This is a genomic window from Pseudomonas sp. Pseusp11 (assembly GCF_047304405.1).
Lineage (GTDB): Bacteria > Pseudomonadota > Gammaproteobacteria > Pseudomonadales > Pseudomonadaceae > Aquipseudomonas.
In genome coordinates this window covers 108793-135447 of record NZ_JBGLZF010000003.1, presented here as the reverse complement: position 1 = coordinate 135447, position 26655 = coordinate 108793, and the positions used below count along the sequence as shown (strand labels likewise).

The 26655-nt window shown below is 59.1% G+C and carries 18 protein-coding genes; 9 read left to right on the top strand and 9 right to left on the bottom strand.

The window, feature by feature from the left end:
* The first annotated feature begins 4 nt into the window (after positions 1-4).
* Positions 5-334 carry a GlpM family protein gene (locus tag ACCC96_RS03345; protein WP_176466865.1) on the top strand — a complete coding sequence of 110 codons (330 nt, stop codon included), beginning with the start codon at positions 5-7 and terminating at the stop codon, positions 332-334.
* A 200-nt stretch (positions 335-534) separates the two neighbouring features.
* On the opposite strand, the gene ACCC96_RS03340 is transcribed toward ACCC96_RS03345, so the two are convergent.
* Positions 535-1569 (bottom strand): alpha/beta fold hydrolase, encoded by a 1035-nt coding sequence (locus ACCC96_RS03340; protein ID WP_413694997.1) that lies wholly within the window; start codon positions 1567-1569, stop codon positions 535-537.
* A gap of 252 nt (positions 1570-1821) precedes the next feature.
* On the opposite strand from ACCC96_RS03340, the gene ACCC96_RS03335 reads away from it, so the two are divergent.
* Positions 1822-5034, top strand: coding sequence for a hypothetical protein (locus ACCC96_RS03335; protein ID WP_413694996.1), 3213 nt, complete (start codon positions 1822-1824; stop codon positions 5032-5034).
* 89 nt (positions 5035-5123) lie between these two features.
* Here ACCC96_RS03335 and metE read toward each other — a convergent pair whose 3' ends face one another.
* Positions 5124-7436 (bottom strand): 5-methyltetrahydropteroyltriglutamate--homocysteine S-methyltransferase, encoded by a 2313-nt coding sequence (gene metE, locus ACCC96_RS03330; protein ID WP_413695059.1) that lies wholly within the window; start codon positions 7434-7436, stop codon positions 5124-5126.
* A gap of 119 nt (positions 7437-7555) precedes the next feature.
* Here metE and metR point away from each other — a divergent pair, with 119 nt between their 5' ends.
* Complete coding sequence (gene metR, locus ACCC96_RS03325) at positions 7556-8473, top strand: transcriptional regulator MetR (protein ID WP_018926627.1); 918 nt, start codon at positions 7556-7558, stop codon at positions 8471-8473.
* Positions 8474-8590: 117 nt separating this feature from the next.
* Here the strand turns inward: metR and ACCC96_RS03320 are convergent, their stop codons facing one another.
* The 4 genes from ACCC96_RS03320 to ACCC96_RS03305 form a co-directional block, all read right to left on the bottom strand.
* On the bottom strand, positions 8591-9106 hold the full coding sequence (locus tag ACCC96_RS03320) for an N-acetyltransferase family protein (protein ID WP_413694995.1): 516 nt from the start codon (positions 9104-9106) through the stop codon (positions 8591-8593).
* Positions 9107-9108: 2 nt separating this feature from the next.
* On the bottom strand, positions 9109-9747 hold the full coding sequence (locus ACCC96_RS03315; protein ID WP_019581569.1) for a LysE family translocator: 639 nt from the start codon (positions 9745-9747) through the stop codon (positions 9109-9111).
* Positions 9748-9783: 36 nt separating this feature from the next.
* Positions 9784-10218, bottom strand: a complete 435-nt coding sequence (locus ACCC96_RS03310) for an NUDIX hydrolase (protein ID WP_019581570.1) — start codon at positions 10216-10218, stop codon at positions 9784-9786.
* 319 nt (positions 10219-10537) lie between these two features.
* Positions 10538-11890 (bottom strand): HD domain-containing phosphohydrolase, encoded by a 1353-nt coding sequence (locus tag ACCC96_RS03305; RefSeq protein WP_413694994.1) that lies wholly within the window; start codon positions 11888-11890, stop codon positions 10538-10540.
* Positions 11891-12147: 257 nt separating this feature from the next.
* Here ACCC96_RS03305 and ACCC96_RS03300 point away from each other — a divergent pair, with 257 nt between their 5' ends.
* From ACCC96_RS03300 to ACCC96_RS03275, 6 genes are all read left to right on the top strand, one after another.
* Complete coding sequence (locus ACCC96_RS03300) at positions 12148-14454, top strand: EAL domain-containing protein (protein WP_413694993.1); 2307 nt, start codon at positions 12148-12150, stop codon at positions 14452-14454.
* Positions 14451-16313 carry a putative bifunctional diguanylate cyclase/phosphodiesterase gene (locus ACCC96_RS03295; protein ID WP_258672492.1) on the top strand — a complete coding sequence of 621 codons (1863 nt, stop codon included), beginning with the start codon at positions 14451-14453 and terminating at the stop codon, positions 16311-16313. Before ACCC96_RS03300 ends, ACCC96_RS03295 begins: the two co-directional genes overlap by 4 nt.
* A gap of 44 nt (positions 16314-16357) precedes the next feature.
* The gene (locus ACCC96_RS03290; protein ID WP_230175096.1) at positions 16358-17317 is read left to right on the top strand and encodes a cytochrome-c peroxidase; all 960 of its coding nucleotides are present in this window, start codon (positions 16358-16360) and stop codon (positions 17315-17317) included.
* Positions 17314-19125 carry a DAHL domain-containing protein gene (locus ACCC96_RS03285; RefSeq protein ID WP_258672490.1) on the top strand — a complete coding sequence of 604 codons (1812 nt, stop codon included), beginning with the start codon at positions 17314-17316 and terminating at the stop codon, positions 19123-19125. The genes ACCC96_RS03290 and ACCC96_RS03285 overlap by 4 nt, the downstream gene beginning before the upstream one ends.
* The gene (locus ACCC96_RS03280; protein WP_258672489.1) at positions 19122-20528 is read left to right on the top strand and encodes an ATP-binding protein; all 1407 of its coding nucleotides are present in this window, start codon (positions 19122-19124) and stop codon (positions 20526-20528) included. Before ACCC96_RS03285 ends, ACCC96_RS03280 begins: the two co-directional genes overlap by 4 nt.
* Positions 20529-20808: 280 nt before the next feature.
* Positions 20809-22428 (top strand): FMN-binding glutamate synthase family protein, encoded by a 1620-nt coding sequence (locus ACCC96_RS03275; protein ID WP_413694992.1) that lies wholly within the window; start codon positions 20809-20811, stop codon positions 22426-22428.
* Here ACCC96_RS03275 and ACCC96_RS03270 read toward each other — a convergent pair.
* From ACCC96_RS03270 to ACCC96_RS03260, 3 genes are read right to left on the bottom strand one after another with little or no spacing between them, the layout of a single operon-like run.
* The gene (locus ACCC96_RS03270; protein ID WP_413694991.1) at positions 22406-23995 is read right to left on the bottom strand and encodes a hypothetical protein; all 1590 of its coding nucleotides are present in this window, start codon (positions 23993-23995) and stop codon (positions 22406-22408) included. The genes ACCC96_RS03275 and ACCC96_RS03270 overlap by 23 nt on opposite strands.
* A complete protein-coding gene (locus ACCC96_RS03265) occupies positions 23992-25500 on the bottom strand; it encodes a glucosyltransferase domain-containing protein (protein WP_413694990.1) in 1509 nt (502 codons plus the stop codon). Before ACCC96_RS03265 ends, ACCC96_RS03270 begins: the two co-directional genes overlap by 4 nt.
* A 1-nt stretch (position 25501) precedes the next feature.
* Positions 25502-26443, bottom strand: a complete 942-nt coding sequence (locus ACCC96_RS03260; protein WP_019651333.1) for a glycosyltransferase family 2 protein — start codon at positions 26441-26443, stop codon at positions 25502-25504.
* Positions 26444-26655: the final 212 nt, after the last annotated feature.

The window sequence follows — 26655 nt, the reverse complement described above, 5'->3', positions numbered from 1 at the left end:
CCTGATTTTCAAAGCAACCCTGGGCGCGGCGGTAGTGGTGATCCTCGCCATGCTGGCCAAGACCAAAAACTATTACATCGCAGGCCTGGTGCCGCTGTTTCCGACCTTTGCGCTGATCGCTCACTACATTGTCGGCAAAGGACGTTCACTGGATGATCTGAAGACCACCATCGTGTTTGGCATGTGGTCGATCATTCCGTACTTCGTCTACCTGGCGACCCTGTATGTGATGGTCGACCGGATGCGGCTGGAGGCTTCGTTGGCGGTGGCGGCGGTGGCGTGGTTGATGGCGGCGACGGTGCTGGTCAGCGTGTGGGTGCGCCTGCACGGCTAACCCCCTTTCCTTGAAATCTGTGACTTGTGAACTGTGAACTGTGGCGAGGGAGCTTGCTCCCGCTCGGGTGCGCAGCAGCCGCAAAACCGGTGTACCTGGTATCTCTGACGGAAACAGTCGCTGTTATTGGGGCTGCTTCGCAGCCCAGCGGGAGCAAGCTTCCTCGCCACAAGAGCCCGCTCCCATATTTGGATGGGGAACTACAGAAGATTGGGAGTTGCCACCGGATCGATCTGCGCCCAGTGCGAAGTATCTTCGCGATGGGCCTGCAAATACGGCAACACCGCCGCCAGCAACGGCGCCTTGAACGCCTCTTGAAAACGATGGGCCAGCCCCGGAATCAACTTCAACTGACTGCCACGAATGTGTGCCGCCAGGTGTACGCCATGCATCACCGGCAACAATGGATCGGCGGTGCCGTGAACCACCAGCGTCGGCACGCGCAGTTGGTTGAGCAGATCCACACGACTGCGCTCGGCAAGGATCGCCATGATCTGGCGCTTCACGCCTTCAGGGTTAAACGCCCGGTCATAAGACAGCGCCGCTTGATGCAGCAACGCCTGCCGATCATCAGTGACCGAAGGACTGCCCAACGCCGCCAGCAAATCAGCCTGTTGCTCCAGCGCCACTTCACGATTCGGCGCGCCGCGTCGCGCGAGCAACTGCACCAGCGCCGCACTCGGCGCCGGCAAGCCTTCGGCCCCCGAACTGGTCATCAACAGCGTCAGGCTCTCGACCCGCTGCGGCGCCATCGCTGCCATATGCTGGGCAATCATGCCACCCATACTCGCGCCCAAAACGTGGAATTGCTCGACGTGCAACGCGTCCATCAACCCCAGTGCATCATCGGCCATGTCCGTCAGCGTATAAGGTGCGGCCACCGGCAAACCGAGCTTGTAGCGCAGCACTTCGAACGTCAGGTTGGCCTCAACCGGCGCCTGGCGCCAAGTGGACAGGCCGACATCACGATTGTCATAACGAATCACCCGGAAACCCTGCTGACACAACGCGACCACCACTTCGTCCGGCCAGTGAATCAACTGCCCGCCCAGGCCCATCACCAGCAACAACGCAGGGTCGGACGCACGGCCGATGCTCTGGTACGCCAGACTCACCTGATCCAGATCGACCCGTTCGGTCGGAACATTGACATCGCAACGAGACGCCGCCAAAGACGGGAAATTGAACAACACAGCGATCAGAAAGACCGCTGTGGATAAAAATCGTGCACGCATGAAAAACACCGAAACGCAGAACTCCAGTAGAGCGCGAGTCTGATGAAGTTTGTTCAAGCGCGCTGCCACAGTTACGTGACAGTTTGATGAAGAGTGCCGAGCGGTCGTGGAGCATGAGAAATCTACCACTCATCGGAAAACACCCCGTACCTGTTATTTCTGACAGTAGCCAGCCTCCAGCTTAGAGACTTCAATCCTCTGACGCACCAATGCCGCAGCTGTTCAGGCACCATCTCAAAATCGGGGCACGCCATGAGCGCTTTTATTTATCCAGTAGAACTGATGACCTATGTGAATAAGGAAGGCTCACAGAAACGGGTCGATCCGTTCGCCGAGATCAAGTCAGAGGGGGTATTTACGCTGGATGGAATACTCAATCTGTTTCCTGCCCTGATTCCTGGCTGGCACAAGGTCGACTATCCCGTGGCATCGTACGGGGTCAACGCTGACGAAACGGCTGGCGCCGGAATTGGCTGGCTGATTCTCTTCCTCTCCTACGAATTGATGGCGGCGCAAGACACGATACGGCTGTACATGGGCAAACGCCTTGAGCCGGGCCAGGTCCCGGATCCGACAGAGGAAGGAACCCTGATCAAGACAGTCGTGGTCCCTTCCGATCACGACAGCCAGGACATAGTCGGTTTCATTCCCAGAGCCGCCGTTGAAAGACCGGGCATCCACTGGATGTGGTACACCGTCGAGCGCACCAGTGGCAATGGTCCCGAACCCTCGGACGGAATCGTCGTATGGTTCAAGACAACCTTTCCGGACAGCCTCGATCCGACGGGCAACTCCAGCGAACGAGTGCCTTTGCAAGCCCCTGAGTTCCCATCGATTATCGATCAGGCGATGGTAGAGGCTGGGATTAAAGTCATTGTTCCTGCCTGGCCAATCATGACCGTCGGTGACGTTATTACCCTGACGATCGGCAATCAAATCGTCGAATACACCCTCAAGAATGATGAGGTGGGCCAGAACGTTGTGATGTTCGTGTCGTCTGCCATCCTCAAGCGGATCGGTCCCGCTGACCCGTTGTTGGTGCGTTACAAAATCCGTGACCAGGTACACAACAGCAGCCTCACGTCCGAAACAGGTAAAGGAACGCTGATTCCGGAAGTTACCTATCTAGAAGCACCTTCAGTGCCTGGTTCAATAAAAGATGTTCTCCACATCGACCACCTCGACCAGGCCCCCATGAAAGTCGAAATCTTCGTGGAACGCGCCGACGCCGTCGCTGGAGATAAAGTGGAATGCTTTCTCTACGACCCCACGACCGGAGTCACCCGATCCTATGGTCCGTTTGATTACAAAAGAGGCACCCTCGTGATCGAGGTACCTTACGAAACGGTGAAAAATCTGGCACCGGCAACTATAGAGCTCTACTACGAACGTATAAGAAAGGTGTCGGGCGTAGAGGAGCGCACCCCGTCCTTCTCCTATTTTCTGGAGCTGGTCGGCGAAAAATACCGTGCTCCAGCACCTACTGCACCGCAAGCCCGAGGCGGCGTGCTATCGCCAGACCTTGCAGAGACAGTGGTGTATGTCGGCCCGGGGATCGAGGGGCTGGAAATTGGCGATAAGGTAACGTTGACCTGCCTGAGCACGAGCGCAGGCGGCACCAATCGCCTGCAAACCTGTGAGCGATTTGTCACGCGATCGATGGTGATCCCAGGAGTGGGAACCGTCGTGCCGTTCGAGATCGACACGAGGCACTTTGACACGTACCGGAGTGGCTCATTCCGGGTTACCTACACTGTAACCGGGGGAAATCACCTCGCCCCTCTGGAATCTCATGCGTTGCTTTTGCACATCGGCCCCGTCAAAAACACCTTGGGCGTCGTCGATGTCGGCAAGGACGAAAACGGTGTACTCGATCCCAAGGACATTCCTTTCGGCACGCCGGCCATTTGCCCGGCAAAAGCCCATACCCAGGTTGGCGACACGGTTTACCTTCAGGTGTGGACCGCTGATGACAGACTTGTCTGGGTCGACTCGCTACCGATTACCGCCGCTCACATCGGTAAAGACATTGAGTTCAGATTGACATTCGAACTGATCAACTCGCTGAACCACCAGGTCATCCGTATCGACTGGCACATTGAACGCAACCGGGCACTGCCGCTGACGGCACCCGAATTGGAATTGCGCATTGGGAATGTGGCTCTGGGACTTGCACCTCCGAGACTTGTTGAAGTACCTGCCGGTACCCGAATCAATCCGCGGGACACCGAAAAAAGCACGACTGTCGAGATCGCCTACGAGGGCATGTCCACCGTCCATAAAGTCACCTTAATCGTCGTTGGGCGCCCAGGCTTTGGTAGCCCGGTCGTGCCAACACAACAAGGGAATGCCAGCGGCACGCTGCGAATCAGCTTACGACTGACGACCGTACCCGCCAACCTCCGCCACAGTATGAAGCTCTACTACCGTGTTTCGCAGCCTGGGCTACCTGACCAATTCTCCGGCGTCACCACCTATGAAGTCACCGCCGTACCCGATGAAGCCATCGTCTTTCCGAGCCTGAGCATTGCAGAAGCGCCGGATCACAAGACACTGGACCTCAGCACGTTTGAAGGCGATGCGCGCTGGAGTCTGGCGCCCTGGCTGTTTATCGCTGTCGGGACGCGAATGCGCGTAGCCTTGGGTGGAAGCAATGCGGCCGAGACTGACCACCTCATCATGTTGTTCGATGGCGTGATTACTGCGGATCATGTGAAAAGTGGGTTGAGCGGTGTCATTAACCGTCAACAACTGGAGCTGTTCAAGGATGGCTCGCAGGCGATGGGATTGTCGATTGCGAACTTCAGTGACAAGGGTGGCGTCGACTCGTTTCTCCCTGTTCGTTATTTGACCATCCTGAACAAGACATGGAGGCTGCGCATCAATAAAGCGATCGACGCCAACACAGGCGCTCGGATTCTCAACGGCGGCAGCACCAAAACCAATCGTGTGACGTTGTCCGGCACGGGTAAACCGGGTAGCACACTTACGCTGTTCCAAAACGATAATGTCCCGAAACCCATCGGCACATTCAAAGTGCCCGCCAGCGGCAACTGGAGTTACACCTTCACCGTGACGGCCTCGTCGTTTCATCGGCTGACCGTTCAAGTGCAACCTGACGGGAAGTCCTCGAACCTATGGACGTTCAGTGTCCTGGCGCCTCAACCTCAGCCCGTCACACCCCATATCTTGCTGGCACTTAATGCCATAGGTCAGAACCTGTATGACAACGAGCACACGACTACCTATGGCCTCCGTGTCAATGGCGTTGCCGCCCCCGGCACCCAGGTGCGGGTACTGCTTAATGGAGGGATCGTTCTAGACCGAATTTACGTAGGTGCAAATGGATTCTGGCAGTCGGGACTATTTGGAGTGGGTTCGGGCGTATACCAAATCAGTGTTCAAGGGATATACGGGAATTATCCAATCTCAAAAGTCTTCACTCAGTCGGTGACCTATGGCTAGACCGAAGTCTCACCAAAACAGTAGGGCCGTGCCCAGCGAATATCACTGCGCACGGCCCCGTTTAATGTTGGAGAGAGCCTGCTGCGTCCTTAAGCCAACTGACTGCGCAACTGCCGCGCCGCCGCCACCATGTTGACCAACGCCGCCTCGGTCTCCGGCCACGCCCGGGTCTTCAGCCCGCAATCGGGGTTCACCCACAGCCGCTCGGCCGGAATGCGCTTCACCGCTTTGCTCATCAACTTGACCATCTCGGCCGTGTCCGGCACCCGTGGCGAGTGGATGTCGTAGACACCCGGGCCGATATCGTTCGGGTAGTCGAAGGCTTCGAAGGCCTCCAGCAATTCCATGTCCGAACGCGAAGTTTCGATGGTGATCACGTCGGCGTCCATGGCGGCGATGGACTCGATTACGTCGTTGAATTCGCTGTAGCACATGTGGGTGTGGATCTGGGTTTCGTCACGCACACCCGATGCACTCAGGCGGAACGCTTCCACCGCCCAGTCCAGATACTCCTGCCACTGTGCCCGACGCAGCGGCAGACCTTCGCGGAACGCAGCTTCGTCGATCTGCACGATCTTGATGCCGGCGGTTTCCAGGTCGACCACTTCGTCTCGCAGGGCCAACGCCAACTGCTGCGCCTGGACTTTGCGCGAGACGTCTTCGCGCGGAAACGACCACATCAGCATGGTCACGGGCCCGGTAAGCATGCCTTTCATGACCTTGTCGGTCTGGCTCTGGGCATAGGTGATCCAGTCGACGGTCATGGCGTTTGGGCGGCTCAGGTCGCCGTAGATGATCGCCGGTTTGACGCAACGCGAACCGTAGCTCTGGACCCAGCCGAACCGGGTGAAGGCATACCCCTCAAGCTGTTCGGCGAAGTACTCGACCATGTCGTTGCGCTCGGCTTCGCCGTGCACCAGCACATCCAGCCCCAGGCGTTCCTGGATTTTCACGGCGTGGCGGATTTCGCTGTGCATGGCATCGGTGTAATCGTTGGCCGAGAGCTTGCCTTGCTTGAAGGCCTGACGAGCCAGGCGGATCGAACCGGTTTGCGGGAACGAGCCGATGGTGGTGGTCGGGAACGCTGGCAGTTGCAGCCGCGCCCGTTGTTGCTCGATGCGCTTGGCAAACGGCGAGCGGCGTTGGCTGTCCGCCGCACCGATGGCGTTGATTCGGGCCTGAACAGCCGCCTTGTGGATACGCGGCGATTGGGCGCGGCTGGCCTGGATCGTACGGCTTTCGGCCAGGGCGGCTTGCACCTTAGGCGCTTGTGGATCGTTCAGGGCATCGCGCAGCACGGCGATCTCACCGCACTTCTGCACGGCAAACGCCAGCCAGCTTTTCAGTTCGGGATCGAGCTTGTCTTCACGCGCAAGGTCCACCGGGCTGTGCAGCAGCGAGCAAGAACTGCTGACCCACAAGTTATCGCCGAAGCGCTCCTGAGCAAATTGCAGTTGTGCCAGGGCTTGCTCCAGTTCGCAGCGCCAGACGTTGCGGCCGTTGACCAGCCCCACCGAGAGAACCTTGTAGGTCGGCAGTCGATCCAGCACCTGCCCGAGCTGATCCGGCGAACGCACCGCGTCAATGTGCAAACCTTGTACAGGCAGGCCGACGGCCAGCCCGAGGTTGTCTTCCAGGCCACTGAAGTAGGTGGCCACGAGCTTTTTCAGCGGCGAGTATTGAAGGATGTGGTAAGCGCGCTCGAAGGCGTTTTTCCAGGCCTGCGGCAGGTCGAGGGTCAGGATCGGCTCATCAATCTGCACCCACTCCACGCCTTGGGCGGCGAGGCGGCCGAGGATTTCGCCGTAGATCGGCAGCAGGCGTTCCAGCAGGTCGAGCTTGTCGAAGTCGTTGCCTTTGGCTTTGCCCAGCCACAAGTAAGTCAGCGGGCCAATGATCACCGGTTTGACGTTGTGGCCGAGGGCCTTGGCTTCTTCGACTTCATCGAACAACTGTTCCCAGCTCAGTTTGAACTCTTGGTCGGCGCTGAACTCCGGGACCAGGTAGTGGTAGTTGGTGTCGAACCACTTGGTCAGTTCCTGGGCGTATTGCGCCTTGGCATGTTCGCCGCCGCAGCAGGTCGCGGTGGCACCACGCGCCATGGCGAACAAGGTGTCGAGGGTCGGCAGGCCGCGTTCATCCTTGGCGCTGTCGAAACGCTCGGGGATCACGCCGAAGGTCAACGAGTGAGTCAGCACCTGGTCGTACCAGGCGAAGTCGCCCACGGGCAGCAGGTCGATGCCAGCGTCTTTCTGCAATTGCCAGTGGGTGGCGCGCAATTGGCGGCCGACGCTTTTCAATGCGTCCTGGTCGAGGTCGCCCTTCCAGTAGGATTCGAGGGCTTTTTTCAGTTCGCGGTCGGCACCGATGCGCGGAAAACCAAGTGTGTGGGCCAGGGCCATGGTGAATTTCTCTCTATAAAGGATGCTGTAAAACATGCTGCTATTGTCGACAGCTCAGCCAACATGAGACAAACTCAACCTTTTCGTGTTGATCACAAGTTTTCCTCATGGAGCCCTCGGTGCTTGAAATCCGTCACCTGAAAACCCTCCACGCCCTGCGCGAAGCCGACAGCCTGGTGGATGCAGCCGACCGCCTGCACCTGACCCAATCGGCGCTGTCCCACCAGTTCAAGGAGCTGGAAGAACGCATGGGCATGCCGCTGTTCGTGCGCAAGACCAAACCGGTGCGCTTCACCAGTGCCGGCTTGCGCCTGCTGCAGCTGGCCGACGCCACCCTGCCGTTGCTGCGCAGTGCCGAGCGCGACATTGCACGGCTGGCCGGTGGCACGGCGGGGCGTCTGCACATGGCGATCGAGTGCCACAGTTGCTTCCAGTGGCTGATGCCGACCATCGACCAGTTCCGCGATGCCTGGCCGGAAGTCGAGCTGGACCTGGCCTCGGGTTTCTCCTTCGCCCCGCTGCCGGCGCTGGCCCGAGGCGACCTGGACCTGGTGGTGACCTCCGATCCGCTGGAACTGGTGGGCATCACTTACGTGCCGTTGTTCACCTACGAAGCCATGCTCGCGGTGGCGAACCAACACCGCTTGGCGAGCAAGCCGTACATCGTGCCCGAAGACCTGCTCACGGAAACCTTGATCACCTACCCGGTGGAACGCGATCGGCTGGACATCTTCACCCGCTTCCTGGAGCCGGCCGACATCGAACCGGCGCAGGTGCGCACCTCGGAACTGACGGTGATGATGATGCAACTGGTGGCCAGCGGTCGCGGTGTCTGCGGCATGCCCCATTGGGCGCTGCATGAGTATAGTTCACGGGGTTATGTGAAGGCCAAGCGACTGGGGGAGAAAGGCTTGTTCGCGACGTTGTATGCCGGGATCCGCGCCGACATGCTGGATGCGCCGTACATGCGCGACTTTTTGCTGACGGCCAAGGACACGTCGTTTTCGACGCTGGATGGCGTTAGTGCGGTGCGATAGAGCGACCGATTTCCTGTAGAAGCTGCCGAACTGCGGTTTATTCAGATACAACCGGGTTGAATGGTTTTGGGGCCGCTTCGCAGCCCAGCGGGAGCAAGCTCCCTCGCCACAAGAAACCTACGCTTCAAGTTTTGGGGTGAGCTCGCGCCACATGTGGATCTTGTCGAAGTAGTCTTCGCCGACCCGCACCGCCAACGGTTCCAGGCCAAACTGCATGAAGCCGCAGCGCTGATACAGCCTGAAGGCGGCTTCGTTGCCGGCGGTGACGGTCAGCTGGATCAGCCTCAGGCCCTCATGGGCCTGCGCTTCAGCCAATGCGGCCTGTACCAGTTGATAACCGAGCCCGCGCTGGCGCACTTTGCCGGTCACGTACATGCCAAACAGCGTCGCCTTGTGCCGGGCCTTTTCCCGAGACTCGAAGGCCAGGCCGACGATGCCTGCCAGTTCCCCTTCCTCGAACGCCCCGAGCACCCGGTCCAGCTTGCTGGTCAGGCGCGACTCCCACCACCCCAGCGGCATCGTGGCGCGCTCGCGCACGCTGGAAGTGAACGCCTGGGGATGCGAGTCGTAGGCTTCGAGCATCAGCGCCCGATAATCCAGGGCATGACTGGCATCAAGCCGCTGAATCCACATGTTCAGGCCACTCGCCGCTGCTCAAACATCAACCGCACCGCCAGCCCGGACAGGACGAAGCCCATGAAATAGCGCTGCATCGCCAGCCAGTTCGGGTTGTTGACGAACCAGGAGGCGATGCCTGCGGCGAACAGCGCGATCAGCAGGTTGACGCTGAAGCTCACGCTGATCTGGGTCAGGCCGAGGATGATGCTCTGGTTGAACACCGAACCGTGCTCAGGGGAAATGAACTGCGGAAACACCGACAGATAAAACACCGCGATCTTCGGGTTCAGAGCGCTGGTGAGAAAACCCATGGTGATCAATTTGCGTGACGAGTCCGCTGGCAACTGCTGCGCCTCGAACGGCGAACGCGCACCGGGCTTGACCGCCTGCCAGGCCAGCCACAGCAGGTACAAAGCACCGGCCCACTTCAGCACCTCGTAAGCCACCGGCACGGCCATGAACACCGCGGTCAAACCCGCTGCGGCGGCGAACAGGTGCACCAGAAATCCCGCGACCACGCCCAGCAATGACGTCACCCCGGCCTTGCGTCCCTGGCAGATGGAACGGGAGATCAGGTAGATCATGTTCGGCCCCGGCGTGAGTACCATCAGCAACGCCGCGGCGGCAAAAATCAGCAAGTCTTGAAGTGGGATCATGGGCATCCTGTCCTTGAAGTCAGACCGTCTGGGTAATCAGGCGGTTTCGATCAGTGAAGCTCGATAAAACGGCAAGATCAGGTCGCGTGTCAATGGCGCCAGGGTGAGATCGCCGTCGGTAGCCGGGTCGATCCAGCGCACCTCTTCGATTTCCGCCGCCGGGCAAACGTCAGAATCGATAGTCAGCTGAAACAGTTCGGCCTGTACGACAAAACCCGGCTCGTTGGCGGCCGGTGCCGAGAATGGCCCCAGGTAGGTGGCGTGCGCCGGATCGATGACCAGTCCCAGCTCCTCCTCCAGCTCACGGGCGAGGGCGTGGACCGGTTGCTCATGAGCCTCGATCTTGCCCCCCGGCTGCATGAACGCCTGGGTGCCGCGCTTGCGCACCAGCAAGGTGCGACCGTCGGGGCCGATCAACAGGGCAGCGGCAATGTGGATGATGCGGGGCGAAGCGGTGGATGAAAGCGTCATGGATCAGGATCGGCCTTGGGTAAAAGGCGCAAGGATCACATGAGCGCCGGTTCTGCGTCACGTCGAAAAAATCTCCGCAGCCCTCCCTGTAGGAGCGCAATGCTGTTCACTTAAACACACTCTTCAGTCATGCCTACCTTTGTGGCGAGCGAGCTTGCTCGCGCTGGGCTGCGTAGCGGCCCCAGAAATCTGACAACCATTGCCGATTTTTGTGAGTGCTACGCACTCAAGCGGGAGCAAGCTCCCTCGCCACAGGTTTCTCTGACTCAAGACTCCCTTAAGTGAACAGCATTGCCCTGTAGGAGCGAGGTTATGCGTCTCAACTCGTCTCGAGAATCGCCACTTCCTCCGGCACTTTCACAAAAATGCTGTACTTGGCACCTTCCATCGCCTCGAACGCGATCAGTTTCTCCACCAGCGGCCCGTTCAACACCTTGCCGGCGTTGAGCAGCAGCATGCCGTTGTCGGCATTCAGGTTGCGCGCCAGGATCATGCCCGCCGCCAGATCCCGGGTGGTCAGCACCTTGATCGTCGGGTCGGCCAGCGTCACATCGCTCAGGTAAGCCGCGCAGACCTGAATGAAATCCTCCACCAGTTCCGGGTCATAGAGCCGGCCGGCGTACTGGCGGATATACACCAGGGCTTCATCGCTGTTCATCTGCCGTTCAAGGATCAGCCCGCGCTGCAACTCGATGAAATCCACCGCCAGTTTCAGCAACCGCGAACCGAGCGGAATGGCCTCGCCCTTGAGCCGATCGGGAAAACCGCTGCCGTCCCAACGCTCCTGGTGGTGCAGGATCAGCCGCGCGGCATCTTTCATCGGGTCGAGCGTCATCAGCAGCGACTCACTCTGCTTCGGATAACCCCGATAGCGCTCGCGGTCATTGTGATGCAGCAGATCCGAAGGCGTGCTCATCATGCTGTCGGTCCAGCTCAATTTACCGATGTTGTAGAGCGCCGCCGCCATGGTCAGGTCTCGACTGGTGCCTTCGTCCAGGCGATGGAGTTTGCAGTACACCCGCACCAGTTCGATGATCTGCCGGTTGGTCTGTTTGGCGGGTGGCAGGCGCAGGTTGGCCAGCAACGAAAACACTTCCGTGCCGGTGACATAGCTGCGTTTGAGCTCTTCGTAAGCCAGGTCCAGCATGTCAGCGGTTTGCTGAAGCTCAGAGGTGCGGGCCGCGACGTGTTTTTCCAGGGTGCTGTTGAGCAGCTTCAGTTTTTCGTTCTGGTCCCACGTTTCCTGCACCAGACGCAACCGCTCACGCTCGGAATACTGATAGGCCAGCGATTGTCGCAACGTCAGCAGCATTTCCTCGTCGTGCCAGGGCTTGCTGATGTAACGATGGATCTGCCCTTCATTGATGGCTTTGATAATAGCCGAGGGGTCGGCATAACCGGTCAACATGATCCGGGTGGTGTCGGGGTAGCGCTGATGGACGTGGGCCAGCAGCGTGGCGCCGTCCATATTGGGCATTCGCGCGTCACTCATCACCAGATCGACCGACCGCTGCTCCATGATTTCCAGGGCCTGGGCACCGCTGGTGGCCAGCAGCACCTCGTAGGGCTGGCTGCGCAGCAGGCGGCGCAGGCTGTTGAGAATCGACTCCTCATCGTCGACCAGCAGTAACGTGGGTTTATCGGTCACAGTCGTGGGGAGCTGCTCTTCCATGGCGATACCTCAAGTGAAACCAGCCTCTTTATGTCAGGCGCGAAAAAACTTCCTCTGACTTTCCCGAGCCTGAGCTACAGGCTAGATGATTTTCCGACCGACTCCGCAAATGATTCGTTTCAGTCAACCGGGCGAATATCCGACCGGACGACTATGCTCAGGTCACTCGGATCCAAACGATGCCCGCTCCGTCCAGCACTCAGGGAAGGGATACCCTCTATGAGCTCATCGCACCAAACTGCTGTCGGTACAGGCGCATGTCAGTGAATACGCTGCTTGCGCGGACTAATCGTCGGATCCTCATCGTCGACGACACCGCGTCGATCCACGAGGATTTCGCCAAGATTCTCAGCCCGTCATCGATCGAAGACGACAGTCTGGCCAGCGCTGAAAACGCCCTGTTCGGCACCCCCGTGTCGGTATCGTCGCAAGGTTTTATCATCGAATCCGCGTTTCAGGGCCGTGAGGCGCTGGACAAGGTCGAGACCGCGCTGGCGAATGACTCGCCCTACGCGATGGCCTTCATCGACATGCGCATGCCGCCGGGCTGGGACGGCCTGGAAACCATCGAGCGCCTGTGGCAGGTCGATCCCAAGCTGCAAGTGGCGCTCTGCACCGCGTATTCCGACTATTCCTGGGAAGACATCGACGAGCGCCTGGATCTGGGCGATCGCCTGCTGATCCTGAAAAAACCGTTCGATGCCATCGAAATCCGCCAGATGGCCAGCGCATTGACCGCCAAGTGGCAAATGACCGAAGACGCGGCGCTGAAGATGTCCCTGCTGGAGCAAGCGGTCGAGGAGCGCACCCGAGAGCTGTCCGACGCCAACATCATTGTGCAGAACAGCCCGACCATTCTGTATCGGCTGCGGGGCGAACCGTCGTTTCCGTTGATGTATATCTCCCACAACATCACCAAATACGGCCACATCGCGGCGGCCCTGGTGGCTTCGTCCAACTGGGCTCAGGAGCTGATCCATCCCGACGATCAAGAGAAAGTCGACACCGCCATGGCGCGGGTGCTGGACCGCCATGCAGCCGGTGCTTCCATCGAATTCCGGATGCGCACCGGCGACGGTGACTGGCGCTGGGTCGAAAACCGCTACATCCCGGTGCGCGACGATGAAGGCCGCTTGCTGGAAGTCGAAGGCATCATCATCGACATCACCGAACGCAAACTGGCCGAGGAAAAGATTGCCCTGCTGGCCCGCACCGACGGGCTGACCGGGCTGGCCAACCGCGCGACGCTGATCGAGCGCCTGCATCAGGCGTTCGCCGCCGCCCGGCGAGGGGCCACCCCGTTCGCCATGTTTTACCTGGACCTGGATCACTTCAAGCGCATCAACGATACCTTGGGCCACCCGGTAGGTGACCTGTTGCTGCAGGAAGTCGCCCGACGGATCAAAACCTGCGTGCGGGAAAACGACGTGGTCGCCCGCCTGGGGGGCGACGAGTTCGCGATCCTGCAACTGGACGTCGGCGATCCGACCCAGTCAGCGGCCCTGGCCGCCAAGGTCCGCGATGCACTGGTGCTGCCCTACTCCCTGGCCGGCAACGACGTGCGGGTCTCGGTCAGTATCGGTATCAGCAGCTACACCCAGGTCAGCCTCAGCGCCGACAGCCTGTTGACCCAGGCCGACATGGCGCTGTATCGCTCCAAGGAAAAGGGCCGCAACCAGTACCACTTCCACTCCGAGGAAATCAATCAGGAAGTGGTCGAGCGCATGACCATCGCCAACGACTTGAAAACCGCCATCGAACGCGACGAGCTCGAACTGCGTTACTGGCCGGAAGTAGACCTGAGCAGTGGCAAGATCCTCGGCATGGAAGCGCAGGTCAGCTGGAATCACCCCATACGCGGTTTACTGGAAGCCCCGGCATTCCTGCCCGCGGCGGAAAAGACCGGCATCATCATCGCCCTCGGTCACTGGGTGCTGGAGCGCGCCTGTCGGCAAATGCACCAGTGGCGCGACGAAGGCATGGCACCACCGGTGGTGGCGATAAAACTGTCCCTGGCCCAGCTCAAGAGTGGTCCCGAGCTGATCTATGACGTGTTGCGCACCACTGCCCGCTGGGATTTGTGCCCGTGGGACCTGCGTTTCGACGTCACCGAAGCGACCCTTGCCCAGACCAAGTGGACGCACAACGATATCCTGCCGCGCCTGCATGAGCTGGGGGTGAAGATCGCCATCGATGACTTCGGCACCGAATACTCTTCGTTCGACTACCTCAGGACTTACCAGGTCAATCACCTGAAACTCGCTCAGGCGTTCATCGACACTGCCGCCCACGACGCGGCCAGCGCCACCACCTTGCGGGCCATTATCAATTTCGCCCGCGACGTCGGGATCGGCATCATCGCCGAAGGTGTCGAAACCCAGGAGCAACGTACTTCGCTGATGGCCACCGGTTCACCGATGAATGCCCAGGGCTACTACTTCAGCAAAGCGGTCAGCAGCCAGCAGGCCGCCGAACTGTTGAAGGCCGGGAGCATCGTGCACGCGAATCAAAATCCCGGAGCAATGCCGGGCGATTCGCAACGTGCCACGGAGGACAAGGAATGAAAACTTCGTTCATCCAGGCCAACCGGCGCATTCTGATCATCGATGACACGCCCTCGATCCATGAGGACTTCCGCAAGATTCTGGGCGCCGATACCGACGATGAACTCACCCTCGCCGGCACTGAAGCCGCGCTGTTCGACACCCCACAAACGACTCGGCTGGTCTTCCAGCTCGACTCCGCCTATCAAGGCCAGGAAGCACTCAAACTGGTCAAGCGGGCCCAGGCAGAAGGTCGCCCTTACGCCATGGCGTTCACCGACATGCGCATGCCGCCTGGCTGGGATGGCCTGGAAACCATCGAACGGCTCTGGAAAGCCGATCCTAACCTGCAAATCGCGCTGTGCACGGCGTTCTCCGACTACACCTGGGAAGCCATGGCCGAACGGCTGGAGTTCGGCGATCAATTGCTGGTGTTGAAAAAACCTTTCGACAGCCTGGAAATCCGCCAGATGGCTAGCGCCCTGACCTGGAAGTGGCAGATGGCGCAGGATGCGGCGATGAAAGTGCTGAGCCTGGAGCAAACCATCGAAGCCCGGGTCCACGAACTGCTCAAGGTGTCTCATCTGTTGCAGTACGACGTGTTGACCGAGCTGCCCAACAGCACCTTGCTGGGTGACCGGCTGAACCAGTCCCTGGCCTTGTCCAGGCGCCATGACAAACAACTGGCGGTGATGTTTCTGGGGCTCGACCGCTTCAAGCGGATCAACAATGCGTTGGGTCACCCGACCGGTGACGAGATGCTCAAGCGTGTCGGGCAAAGCCTGGTGGCCTGCGTGCGCGCCTCCGACTCGGTGTTTCGCTACGGCTCCGACGAATTTGTGGTGATCCTGGCCGACATCCACCACCCCCAACAGACCAAGGGCATCGCCGAAAAACTGTTGAACGCCATACGTGCGCCCCAGCACGTCGCCGGACATGACCTGAGCGTGACGGCCAGCCTGGGCATCAGCATCTATCCCGATGACGGTTTCGATGCCATCGCTCTGATCAAGAAAGCCGAAACCGCGATGCGCAACGTCAAGGAAAGCGGCCCCAACGATTTCAGCTTTTTCATCGATGAGATGAACCAGCGCGCGCGGGAACAGCAGACCATCGAGTCGGGGATTCGCCTGGCACTGGAGCGGAACGAGTTTGTCCTGCACTACCAACCGAAACTCGACCTGGGCAGCGGCAAGGTGGTCGGCGCCGAGGCGTTGATCCGCTGGCAAAAACCGGGGCAAGGCTGGATCTACCCGACAGACTTCATCGGTGTGGCCGAAGACAGCGGCTTGATCGTGCCATTGAGCAAATGGGTGCTGGCCCAGGCCTGTCGGCAAGCCCGTACCTGGCAGGCAAATGGCCTGCCGAATCTGTGCATGTCGGTGAACGTGTCGGCCATTGATTTCCGCCAGCGGGATTTTGTCGAAGGCATCGAACAGATACTCCAGCAAACCGGTATGGACCCCGCGTTGCTGGAGCTGGAGATCACCGAGGGCGTATTGATGCAGAACGTCGATGCCACGATGGTCGCGCTGAATCGGCTCAAGGCTTTGGGCGTACGGCTGGCCATCGATGACTTCGGCACCGGCTACTCCAGCCTGAGTTACTTGCAACGGTTTCCCATCGATGTACTGAAAATCGACCAATCGTTCATTCGTGGCCTGGGCCGTGACAGCAACGACGCGGCCCTGGTCGGCGCCATCATCAGCCTGGGCAAAAGCCTCAATCTGACGGTCATTGCCGAAGGGGTGGAAACCCTCGAACAACTGAATTTTCTCAAGGCGCTCCATTGCGAGGAAGGCCAGGGCTACTACTTCAGCAAAGCCGTGGAGCCGGACGCCTTCGTGCAATACCTGACCTCCGTAAAGCCAATCTCCTGAACGATGTGCAACGACACACAGACCCTGAGCCAAGGAATCATAAGATGTCACGTTCCTTCTGCTACTTGCTCCTTGCGCCTCTACTCGGTTGTTGTCTGATAGCCAGTGGCGCACCGCTGGACGAACCGCTCAAACCCTTGCCCGCAGTGCCCGAGCAGAATCCCTTGCAAGTCGAACTCGGTCGCCGGTTGTTCAACGAACCACGGCTGTCGGTCAACAACAGCCTGTCCTGCGCCAGTTGCCATCGCCTGGAAATCGGCGGCGCCGACGACAAGGCATTGTCCACTGGCTTCAAGGGCGATCCCTTGACGATCAATACCCCGAGCGTGTTCAACGCCAGCCTGAACTTCCGGCAATTCTGGAATGGCCGCGCCGATTCTCTGGAAACCCAAGCCCACGAAGTGGTGCAGAGCCCCAGTGAAATGGGCAGTCATTGGGAGCATGTGGTCCAGATGCTGTCCGCCGACCCGGATTACAAAAGCGCTTTCACCAAGGCCTACCCGGACGGCGTCACCATGAACAATGTGCAAAGTGCCCTGGCCACCTATGAGCGCACGCTGATCAGCGCCAACTCGCGTTTCGACCAATACCTGTCGGGCAATACCGACATTCTCACGACTGACGAGAAGTACGGTTACCAACGCTTCAAGGACTACGGCTGCATTGCCTGCCATCAGGGGGTGAACATCGGCGGCAACATGTTCCAGAAATTCGGGGTCATGGGTGATTACTTTCAGGCTCGTGGCAACCCCACCGAAGCCGATCTGGGCCGCTATCTGGTCACCAAGGCCGAAGAGGACCGCAACGTGTTCAAGGTGCCGAGCCTGCGCAATGTCGCGGTGACCGCGCCGTACTTTCACGACGGCTCGGCTAAAACCCTCGAAGAGGCGGTAGACGTGATGTTCAAGTTCCAGCTCGGCCGTGTGCCCTCCGACAAGGACAAGGACCTGATCATCAAATTCCTCAAGACCCTGACCGGTGAATGGGGAGGCAAACCTTTATGAAAACGTTCCCCCGCCGCAACCTGGCACTGCTCGGTGCCGTGGCCGTGCTGCTGGCCTCGACGCTGTTGTTCCTGTACCTCAAATCCAGTTCGAGCGAGACGTCGACCTACGCCGAGTCCCGGGACTTGATCGGCCGGATCAAACAGTTGAACGCGCAATGGGAAACCGAGATTCTCAAGGCCAGGATCGCCATCAGTCACAACTACGATCCACTGGTGACACCGTTGAGCGAGATGACGCGCCTGTGGCAGCGGTTCGAGAGCATGGAGTCCAGTCACGGCCGCAACGACACGCCGACCTGGCGTGCCAGTCATGAGGCATACCTTGCCGCCATCCAGGAAAAAACCCGCTTGGTGGAGCAGTTCAAATCCCACAACGCGGTGCTGCGCAACTCACTGGCGTTCCTGCCCACGGCCGAAGACGACATCCAGCAACCGCTTACCCGACTGCCCGATGAAGACAAACTGCAACTGCAGAACATTGCCACCGACACCTACGACTTGCTGCTCAGCAGCCTGGAGTTCGCCCAGGTCACCTCCGACGATAGAGCGGCGGATATTCTGCTGGGGCTGAACAAACTGGGGGTGAACAAGCAGCGATTGCCGGAGCAGTTTCACAGCCCGATCGATATTTTGAGCAACCACATCGCGCTGATCCTGCGTGAACAACCGGTGGTCAATCGGTTACTGGAAAACATCGAGGCCATTCCCGTGGCCGAACGACTGGACGACATTACCGGCCTGCTGAACAAAGACCAGCAGCAATCCGATGCCATCGACCAGCGCTACCACTTCTACATGTTGGTGTTTTCGACGCTGCTGGTGCTGGTGCTGGTGTACCTGGCAATTCGCCTGATGCGCAGCTTCGGGGAGACTCAGCGGGTCAACAAGGAACTGCAAAACGCCAACGAAGTCCTCGAACAACGGGTCGAAGAGCGCACCCGCGAACTCAAGGATACCCAGAGCGAATTGCTCGACACCGCGCGTCAGGCCGGCATGGCCGAAATCGCCACCAACGTGCTGCACAACGTCGGCAACGTGCTCAACAGCGTGAACATCTCGGCCGATCTGGTCAGCCGCCGGCTGCGTAGCAGCAAGGCCCAGGGGCTGGGCAAGGCGATGCAGCTGATCAACGAGCATCAAAGCGACCTCGGGACCTTTCTGACCCAGAACGAGAAAGGAAAATTACTGCCCGGCTATTTGAATCAACTGGTGGAGGCGATTGCCCTCGAACAGCAAGGCATGACCGAGGAACTCGCGCAGCTGAGCAAAAGCGTCGATCACATCAAAGACATCGTCGCCACCCAGCAGTCCTACGCGGGGGCCAACAACCTGGTGGAACCGCTGTACATCAGCGAACTACTCGAGGACGCCCTGCGCATGAACGCAGGCGCCTTGACCCGGCATCACGTCACAGTGGTCAAGGAGTACGGCGACGTACCGCAAGTGATGGGCGACAAGCACCGCTTGTTGCTGATCCTGATCAACCTGATCAGCAACGCCAAATACGCCATGTCCGACCTCAGCAACCGAGCCCGACAGATCACCCTTGGGGTAAAAGTCGTCGAGGACACGATCCTGCAAATCAGCGTCAAGGATGACGGCGAAGGCATTGCGCCGGAAAACATGACGCGGATCTTTGCCCACGGTTTCACCACCCGCAAGGAAGGCCACGGCTTCGGCCTGCACAGCTGCGCGCTGGCCGCGATCGAAATGAACGGCCATCTCACCGCCCACAGCGACGGACCGGGCAAGGGCGCCCTGTTCACCTTGCAGATCCCGTTGAAACCCGTCATGGAGGAAGCATGAGCGACCTTTCGAACCGCCGCATTCTGCTGATCGACGACACCCCGTCCATCCATGATGACTTTCGCAAGATCCTCACCCCGACATCGGCCAAACATGCGGAACTGGACGAAATGGAGGCCGCGCTGTTCGGCAGCGAAGTGAAATCCACCCAGCTTCTGTTCGAGCTGGATTCAGCCTATGGCGGTCAGGAGGGCCTGGGCAAACTCGTCCAGGCCTTACAGGAAAACCGCCCCTACGCCCTGGCCTTCGTCGACATGCGCATGCCCGAGGGCTGGGACGGTGCACAGACGATCGAACACCTGTGGCAGGAAGACCCGAGCCTGCAAGTGGTGGTGTGTACCGCCTATTCCGACTATTCGTGGGATGAACTGCTGGAGCGCCTGCACGCCCACGACCGCCTGCTGATTCTGAAAAAACCGTTCGACAACATTGAAGTCCAGCAGATGGCCAACACCCTGCTCACCAAATGGGACATGACCGAACGAGCGTCTATCCAGATGAGCCATCTGGAGCATCTGGTGGACCAGCGCACGGCCCAGTTCAAGCAGGCCAGCGAAGCATTGCAGCGGGAAATCGACGAGCGCAAACAACTGGAAAGCCAACTGGTGCAGTCGGAAAAACTCGCCTCGCTGGGGCAACTGGCGGCGGGGGTCGCCCATGAAATCAATAACCCCATCGGTTTCATTTCCTCCAACCTCGGCACCCTCGATGGCTATTTCAAACAACTGCAGGCCATGCTTGATGCCTATCGGGAGGCGGAGGCGGCCATTACCTCAAGCGAGGTTCTCGAACGTCTCGGCCAGCTCCGTGAAAAGGTCGAGCTGGAGTTTCTGCGCGAAGACATTCCGCTGCTGATCAAGGAATCCAAGGACGGGATCAATCGGGTCGGGCAGATCGTCAAGGACCTGAAGGACTTCTCCCGCGTCGACTCCAATCAGGAATGGCAGTGGGCCAACCTGCAGCAGGGCATCGAGTCGACGCTGAACATCGTCGCCAATGAACTCAAGTACAAGGCCGATGTGGTGAAGGAGTATCAAACGCTGCCTGACATCGAATGCCTGCCGTCGCAGATCAATCAGGTGATCATGAACCTGATCGTCAACGCGTCTCAGGCCATGGGTCCGGAACGGGGCACCATCACCCTGCGTACCGGGCTTGAAGGTGAAACGGTGTCGATCGAAGTCGCGGACACCGGATCAGGCATCGAACCGGAATGCCTGCAGAAAATATTCGACCCGTTCTACACCACCAAACCGGTGGGCCAGGGAACAGGGCTCGGGTTGTCACTGTCCTATGGCATCGTGAAAAAACACCGGGGCGATATTTCGGTACGCAGCGAAGTCGGCGTGGGTACCACGTTTCGGGTCGAGCTGCCGATGCGCCAATCGAAAGCGGCTGTCTGACCAGCCGAACAAGGGATCAAATCTCAATCCAGGCTGTTTTCGTTTATTCTCCAGGCGCAGAATGCCTGACGCTCTGTGCTAACACAGGAGATCTCTGTGGCGAGGGAGCTTGCTCCCGCTGGATCGCGAAGCGAACCCAAAACAGGCAATGCGTTCAGTCAGACAAATCCCGTCAGCAGGTTTTGCGACTGCTGCGCAGCCGAGCGGGAGCAAGTTCCCTCGCCACAAAAGCCTGTATACCACGGTCCTATATGACCGAGTCCGAACCCAAGGAAACCGTATGAGCCTGTCACTCCTGAGCCGCTACGCCTTCTTTGCCGTCTGTGTGATATTCACCCTCGCCAGCCTGCCCTTCCTGGCATACGACTGGCTCTGGCCGATCACCGCCGTCACCGGCGTCCTCAGCCTGGTGGGTCTGTTCGACCTGTTGCAAAGTCCTCATGCGGTGCGCCGCAACTACCCGATCCTGGGCAATATCCGTTATCTGGTGGAGGGCATTCGCCCGGAAATCCGCCAGTACCTGCTCGAATCCGACAGCGATGCCCTGCCCTTCTCCCGGGCTCAGCGTTCGCTGGTGTATTCGCGAGCCAAGAACGAGAGCGCCGACAAACCTTTCGGCACGCTGATCGACGTGTATCAGTCGGGTTTCGAATTCATCGGCCACTCGATGCGCCCGGCACCGTTGAGCGACCCGAGCAGTTTCCGGGTGATGGTCGGCGGCCCGCAGTGCACCCAGCCGTACTCGGCGTCGGTGTTCAACATCTCGGCCATGAGCTTCGGCTCCCTCAGCGCCAACGCCATTCGCGCGTTGAACCAAGGCGCCAAACTCGGCAACTTCGCCCATGACACCGGCGAAGGCAGCATCAGCCCCTATCACCGGGAAAACGGCGGCGACCTGACCTGGGAACTGGGCAGCGGATACTTCGGCTGCCGCACCGCCGATGGCCGCTTCGACCCGGAGCGCTTCGCCACCCAGGCACAGAACCCGCAAGTGCGGATGATCGAAATCAAAATGAGCCAAGGCGCAAAACCCGGCCATGGCGGGATTTTGCCCAAGCACAAAGTCACCCAGGAAATCGCCGAAACCCGTGGCATCCCGATGGGCGAAGACTGCATTTCGCCGTCGCGCCACAGCGCGTTTTCCACGCCGATCGAAATGATGCACTTCATCGCGCAACTGCGTGAACTGTCCGGCGGCAAACCCGTGGGCTTCAAGTTCTGCCTGGGCCACCCCTGGGAATTCATGGGCATCGCCAAGGCCATGCTGGAAACCGGCATCCTTCCGGACTTCATCGTGGTCGACGGCAAGGAAGGTGGCACCGGCGCCGCGCCCGTGGAGTTCACCGACCATATCGGCGTGCCGATGCGTGAAGGCCTGTTGTTCGTGCACAACACCTTGGTGGGCCTGAACCTGCGGGACAAGATCAAACTCGGCGCCAGCGGCAAAATCGTCAGCGCCTTCGACATCGCCAGCGTCCTGGCCATCGGCGCCGACTGGGCCAACTCGGCGCGCGGCTTCATGTTCGCCATCGGCTGCATCCAGTCGCAAAGCTGCCACACCAACAAATGCCCGACCGGTGTCGCCACCCAAGACACCCTGCGCCAGCGCGCGCTCGTCGTTCCGGACAAGGCCCAGCGCGTGTTCAATTTCCATCGCAATACGCTGAAGGCCCTGGCAGAAATGCTCGCCGCCGCAGGCCTCGACCATCCTTCACAGCTGTCGGCCAAGCATCTGGTGCGACGCATGTCGGCGACCGAGATCAAGCTGTTTTCGCAGTTGCATGTGTTCCTCAAGCCAGGTGAGTTGCTCACCGGGGAAGTGAACGGCGAGTTCTATTCGCGGATGTGGCAGATGGCACGGGCGGACAGTTTCGAGCCTAATGATGCGGCAGCTGCATAGGCTGTGTTTGCGCGCCAATCTCAGGGATTGGCGCGTCCTCCACGACGAACAAACGAGCCTCACTGCCCCCTTCCCTTAGCGTCAGCACATGCTTCCAATGTTTCGGAAACAAGGCGTCATGCTCAGGACGAGCAATGCCCGTCACCCACCAGACTCTCCTGGCATTCAGTTTCAGGGTCAAAAAGTCATTGAAGAAAATCCAGTGCAGGTGACGGGGGATGAGTGCCCAACCACCGTATTCGGCGGTTCCCCACAGGGTGCCGGTCGCTGTTTTGAAGACGTATAGCCGTGGCTGAATGCCTGTCGAGTTGTAGTACATGAACGGCAAGTACCAATACAGGTTATCCACAACGATTTCGTCATCTGGATGGGCTTCACGGCCGAGACCGGCGACCACGGCATCCAGCTTCGCGTCTCTGCGAATGCTGGTGCCGTTCATCTCATCCGTTTGTGCGTAAATCGCCGACAGCCCGTGCACTTCCACCAACACAATAAAAACCATGGCGACAGCAGCAAGGACAGCGTGGCGTTGGCTCAATGCGTCCAGTGCGAGCGCAACAATAAGGGGCAACGCAGCGGCGGCGAACACCAGGTACCTGGCATTGAAAACCGGAACGATCAGCGACACCAGAAACACGGTCAGTGCCGGCACAAAAAAATAGCCGACCAGCAAAACACTGAAGGGTCGCTCGTTGCGTGCCTTGAACAGTACGGCAGCGGTGCAAACAATGATCAAGACCAAGGGTGTCACGCGCCATAAGTCACTGGTCGAACCCTCCATCACCACCAGTTGCCAAACGAAGGTCAGCACCGTCGGCCAGGTGAGTGGCGGTATCCATTCGAGCCCATCCATTCGCAGCAATTGACTGATGAGAGGCGGTGCCCACGGCAGGTACAACACGACGATTGCACTGTTGGCCAGTATCCACGCACGTACGGGGACTGTGTCCTGGACCTTGCGCACTCGCCACCAAAAAAGCCAATGCACCAACACGCACAATGCGGCGAAGTAGTGCGTGTAAAAAGCCGCCGTCATCAACAGCACGTAAACGGCCGGGTAACGCTGTTGATCCGGCGCCTTGACCCAGCACACCAGCGCCACAGTCGCCCCCATCAGCCAAAACCCCAGCAAGGTGTACATTCGCACTTCCTGGCTGTAGCGCACCGATATTGGCAGCAACGCCAACAATAATGCTGCGATCCATGTCGCCCTTCGCGTCGCCAACAGGCTCATCAATTTAATGCCCAGCAACAACGTGCCGACATCAGCCAGAGCACTCAGGGACCGCGCAGACAACACGCCATGACCGAACAGCACCATCCAGTAATGCAGCAAGACATAGTAAAGCGGCGGATGAACATCCCGAGCCGTCGTACCCCAGATGTACGCAGGCGAGCCCTCGGCCAGCAGTATGCTGTAAGCCTCGTCGTACCAGATGACCGGCACGGTGATAGCGTGAAATCTCGCCAACAATGCGATCGCCAGCACCACCAGCAAACCCGCACCGTCGGCAACCCCGGATGGCAAGCGTTTGAGATAGATCGCAGGAGCGCTCACCGTTTTCACCACGCAAGCGTGGCGATCGGCGTTGGCTCTTTCATCACGATGAAACCGTAGTCACCCAACAGATAGAGGCTGTAGAACTTGTTATCCACCAGCGGTGGATAACCCTGATAACCCATCAGCGTCGCGTTGCGTCGCTCCCGCTCCGCGACCACGTTGGTGATGCCCGCTTTCGGCAGGTTTTCCGCCAGCATGTAGAAGTTGATGTTCAGCAGATAATGCAAAACCGGCATCTGCTTGAACGAGCCTGCAGCCTCCACCAGCCAGTGATCGGAATAACTCACCGACATGTATATGCGCTTGGCCTCGCGCAGTTGCCGATGGGATGCAATGTCATGCCCCAGGGAAAACAACGCGCTGGAAGCGAAGGTGTTCTGCACCGACAGTACGCGACCATAGGCGTAGGACATCGAAAGCATGGCCAGCAGCGGAACCACCAACAGCAGCGTCAGCCGCTCATGAATATGTGCCAGCGCCAGATGGCTCAAATAGAACAGCAGCACCAACAGCACTGCGAACCCCATCAAGGTTCTGGCGCCTTCATTGAAATCCCGGAAAAACAACACAGCCCCCGACACTAGAAAAATCACGACCGGCACGGTCAACACACACGCCAGGCCCATCAGCACTTTTCTCAACCCTGTGTCCTGGCGTGCCACCACGTTCCGGGCCAACCGTACGCTGCCCGCGATGGCGCACAACAGCAGCACGGCGAACACCCAGGTGAATCCACCGTGAAACAGCAGCACGACTTTTTCCAGCACACGGCCGATGTTGATTTCCAGTTGCAGCCAGGGTGCTGCCGCCCAGTTCAGGAACAAAACACGGGTCTGATCCATGTATGGATAAGCGGTGACGCTGTAGATCAAGCCGCCGAGCACCACCTGCGCGAGTTTCCAGCCGATCAACTCGCACCATTGCGGCCAGGCCCATTTATCGTTCGCGCCCCTGAGCAGTTCGAGGCAACACAGGCCCAGAAATACATTAATACTCACCTGATAGAGCCCCAGCCCCAGGGCAATCAGGAAGGCCGGCACCAGCCATTGCAGGATGCGCGAAGGATGACGAAACGTGATCGCATAGATCACCGCCACCAGACTCAAGGCATTAGTCGGTCCGTCGTATTGATACGACAGGTTCTGCAGGAAGAACGGGTTGTACCAGAGCGGCAACACCACCATGCAGCAGGATAGCGTCGGCTGCGGGTAGTAATGAAACGTCAGGCTGGTCAACGCAAAAGTCATGGCCAGGGAGGCGATCAACAGCGGCAACGGAAAGATGTTCGGCGCGGCATCGCTGAAGGTCAGCGCGTTGTAGAACAGCTCGGTGAACAACCGCCCCTGCCCCACCCAGTCCGTGCCGGCGGACAGTGAACGCCAGTTGTCATCGATGTAGGGATAGTCGGCGAGGATCAGCGGAATGACATAGATCAGCGTCGCGAGTTGAAAAAAAAGCCAGACCCGACGACGGCCGATTTCGCCGCTGAAAAAATCGCTCAGTCTGCCCATGCTAAAGCCCGACCCGGTCTTTGCCGCCGATGACGTCTTTGATCACATACCGGGGCCGATGCTTGGCTTCGATGTAGATGCGACCGACATACTCTCCAAGAATGCCGATGCCGATCAGTTGCACACCGCCCAGAAACAATATGGCCGTCATCAACGAAGGGTAACCGGGGACGCTGTTGCCGAAGAAAATCTTGTCCAGCACCATGTACACCGCATACAGCACCGCGAAGATTGAAATGCCGCCGCCGATGTAAGTCCACAACTGCAAGGGTACGGTGCTGAACGAGGTAATGCCTTCCAGCGCCAGGTTCCACAGCTTCCAGCCATTGAATTTGCTGCGTCCCGCCACCCGCTGGGCCCGCTCGTACTCCACCACCACGGTGGTGAAACCGGCCCACGACAGAACGCCTTTCATGAACAACTGATGCTCGGGGAGTGCGCGAATCACATTGACCACCTTGCGGTCCATGAGGCGGAAATCCCCGACGTTCTCTTCGATACGGGTGTAGGAAATCCTGTTCAGCAGGTGGTAGAACATTGCCGCACTGTGGCGTTTCAAATAACTGTCGCTGGTACGATCCCGGCGTTTGGCGAGCACCACATCGGCACCCTTTTGCCACTCGGCAATCAACCGCGGGATGACGCTGATCGGGTCCTGCAGGTCCACGTCCATGGGGATCACCGCATCGCCGGTGGCGTACTCCAGCCCGGCAAACAACGCCGGCTCCTTGCCGAAGTTGCGCGAGAAATTGATCAGCAATACCTGCTCATCGACCTGGGCCAGCGCCTTGGCCTGCTCAGCCGTCTGGTCGGTACTGCCGTCGTTGATGAACACGATCTCGACTTCATAAGGGTCAAGTTTCAACTCACGACGCACCGCTTGGTGGAACAGACTGATCGCCTGCTCTTCGTTGAATACCGGAACAATCAGCGAAACCTTCACGTTTCACACTCCTGAGAACCGAAGTGTAGATGCTCGCCAGATGCCATCATGGGGAGTTCCGGTACGCGAACTGTCCGGCAGACCGACGGCCACGCCGCTCGATCCGTTCGCTATAAGCAGCTGAGACATTCGGTAATATCCAGCCTTTTGCAATTGCCTGTGAATAACGGCACCCTGCGCGCCGTTGTAGGAGCGAGCCCGTTCAAGAGCCC

Coding starts and splice junctions, on each gene's coding strand:
- ACCC96_RS03285 (WP_258672490.1), top strand. CDS start 17,314: ATGAAAACGTTCCCCCGCCGCAACCTGGCACTGCTCGGTGCCGTGGCC.
- ACCC96_RS03310 (WP_019581570.1), bottom strand. CDS start 10,218: ATGACGCTTTCATCCACCGCTTCGCCCCGCATCATCCACATTGCCGCT.
- ACCC96_RS03295 (WP_258672492.1), top strand. CDS start 14,451: ATGAAAACTTCGTTCATCCAGGCCAACCGGCGCATTCTGATCATCGAT.
- ACCC96_RS03335 (WP_413694996.1), top strand. CDS start 1,822: ATGAGCGCTTTTATTTATCCAGTAGAACTGATGACCTATGTGAATAAG.
- ACCC96_RS03275 (WP_413694992.1), top strand. CDS start 20,809: ATGAGCCTGTCACTCCTGAGCCGCTACGCCTTCTTTGCCGTCTGTGTG.
- ACCC96_RS03290 (WP_230175096.1), top strand. CDS start 16,358: ATGTCACGTTCCTTCTGCTACTTGCTCCTTGCGCCTCTACTCGGTTGT.
- ACCC96_RS03305 (WP_413694994.1), bottom strand. CDS start 11,890: ATGGAAGAGCAGCTCCCCACGACTGTGACCGATAAACCCACGTTACTG.
- ACCC96_RS03280 (WP_258672489.1), top strand. CDS start 19,122: ATGAGCGACCTTTCGAACCGCCGCATTCTGCTGATCGACGACACCCCG.
- ACCC96_RS03315 (WP_019581569.1), bottom strand. CDS start 9,747: ATGATCCCACTTCAAGACTTGCTGATTTTTGCCGCCGCGGCGTTGCTG.
- ACCC96_RS03300 (WP_413694993.1), top strand. CDS start 12,148: ATGTCAGTGAATACGCTGCTTGCGCGGACTAATCGTCGGATCCTCATC.
- ACCC96_RS03265 (WP_413694990.1), bottom strand. CDS start 25,500: ATGGGCAGACTGAGCGATTTTTTCAGCGGCGAAATCGGCCGTCGTCGG.
- ACCC96_RS03340 (WP_413694997.1), bottom strand. CDS start 1,569: ATGCGTGCACGATTTTTATCCACAGCGGTCTTTCTGATCGCTGTGTTG.
- ACCC96_RS03320 (WP_413694995.1), bottom strand. CDS start 9,106: ATGTGGATTCAGCGGCTTGATGCCAGTCATGCCCTGGATTATCGGGCG.
- metE (WP_413695059.1), bottom strand. CDS start 7,436: ATGGCCCTGGCCCACACACTTGGTTTTCCGCGCATCGGTGCCGACCGC.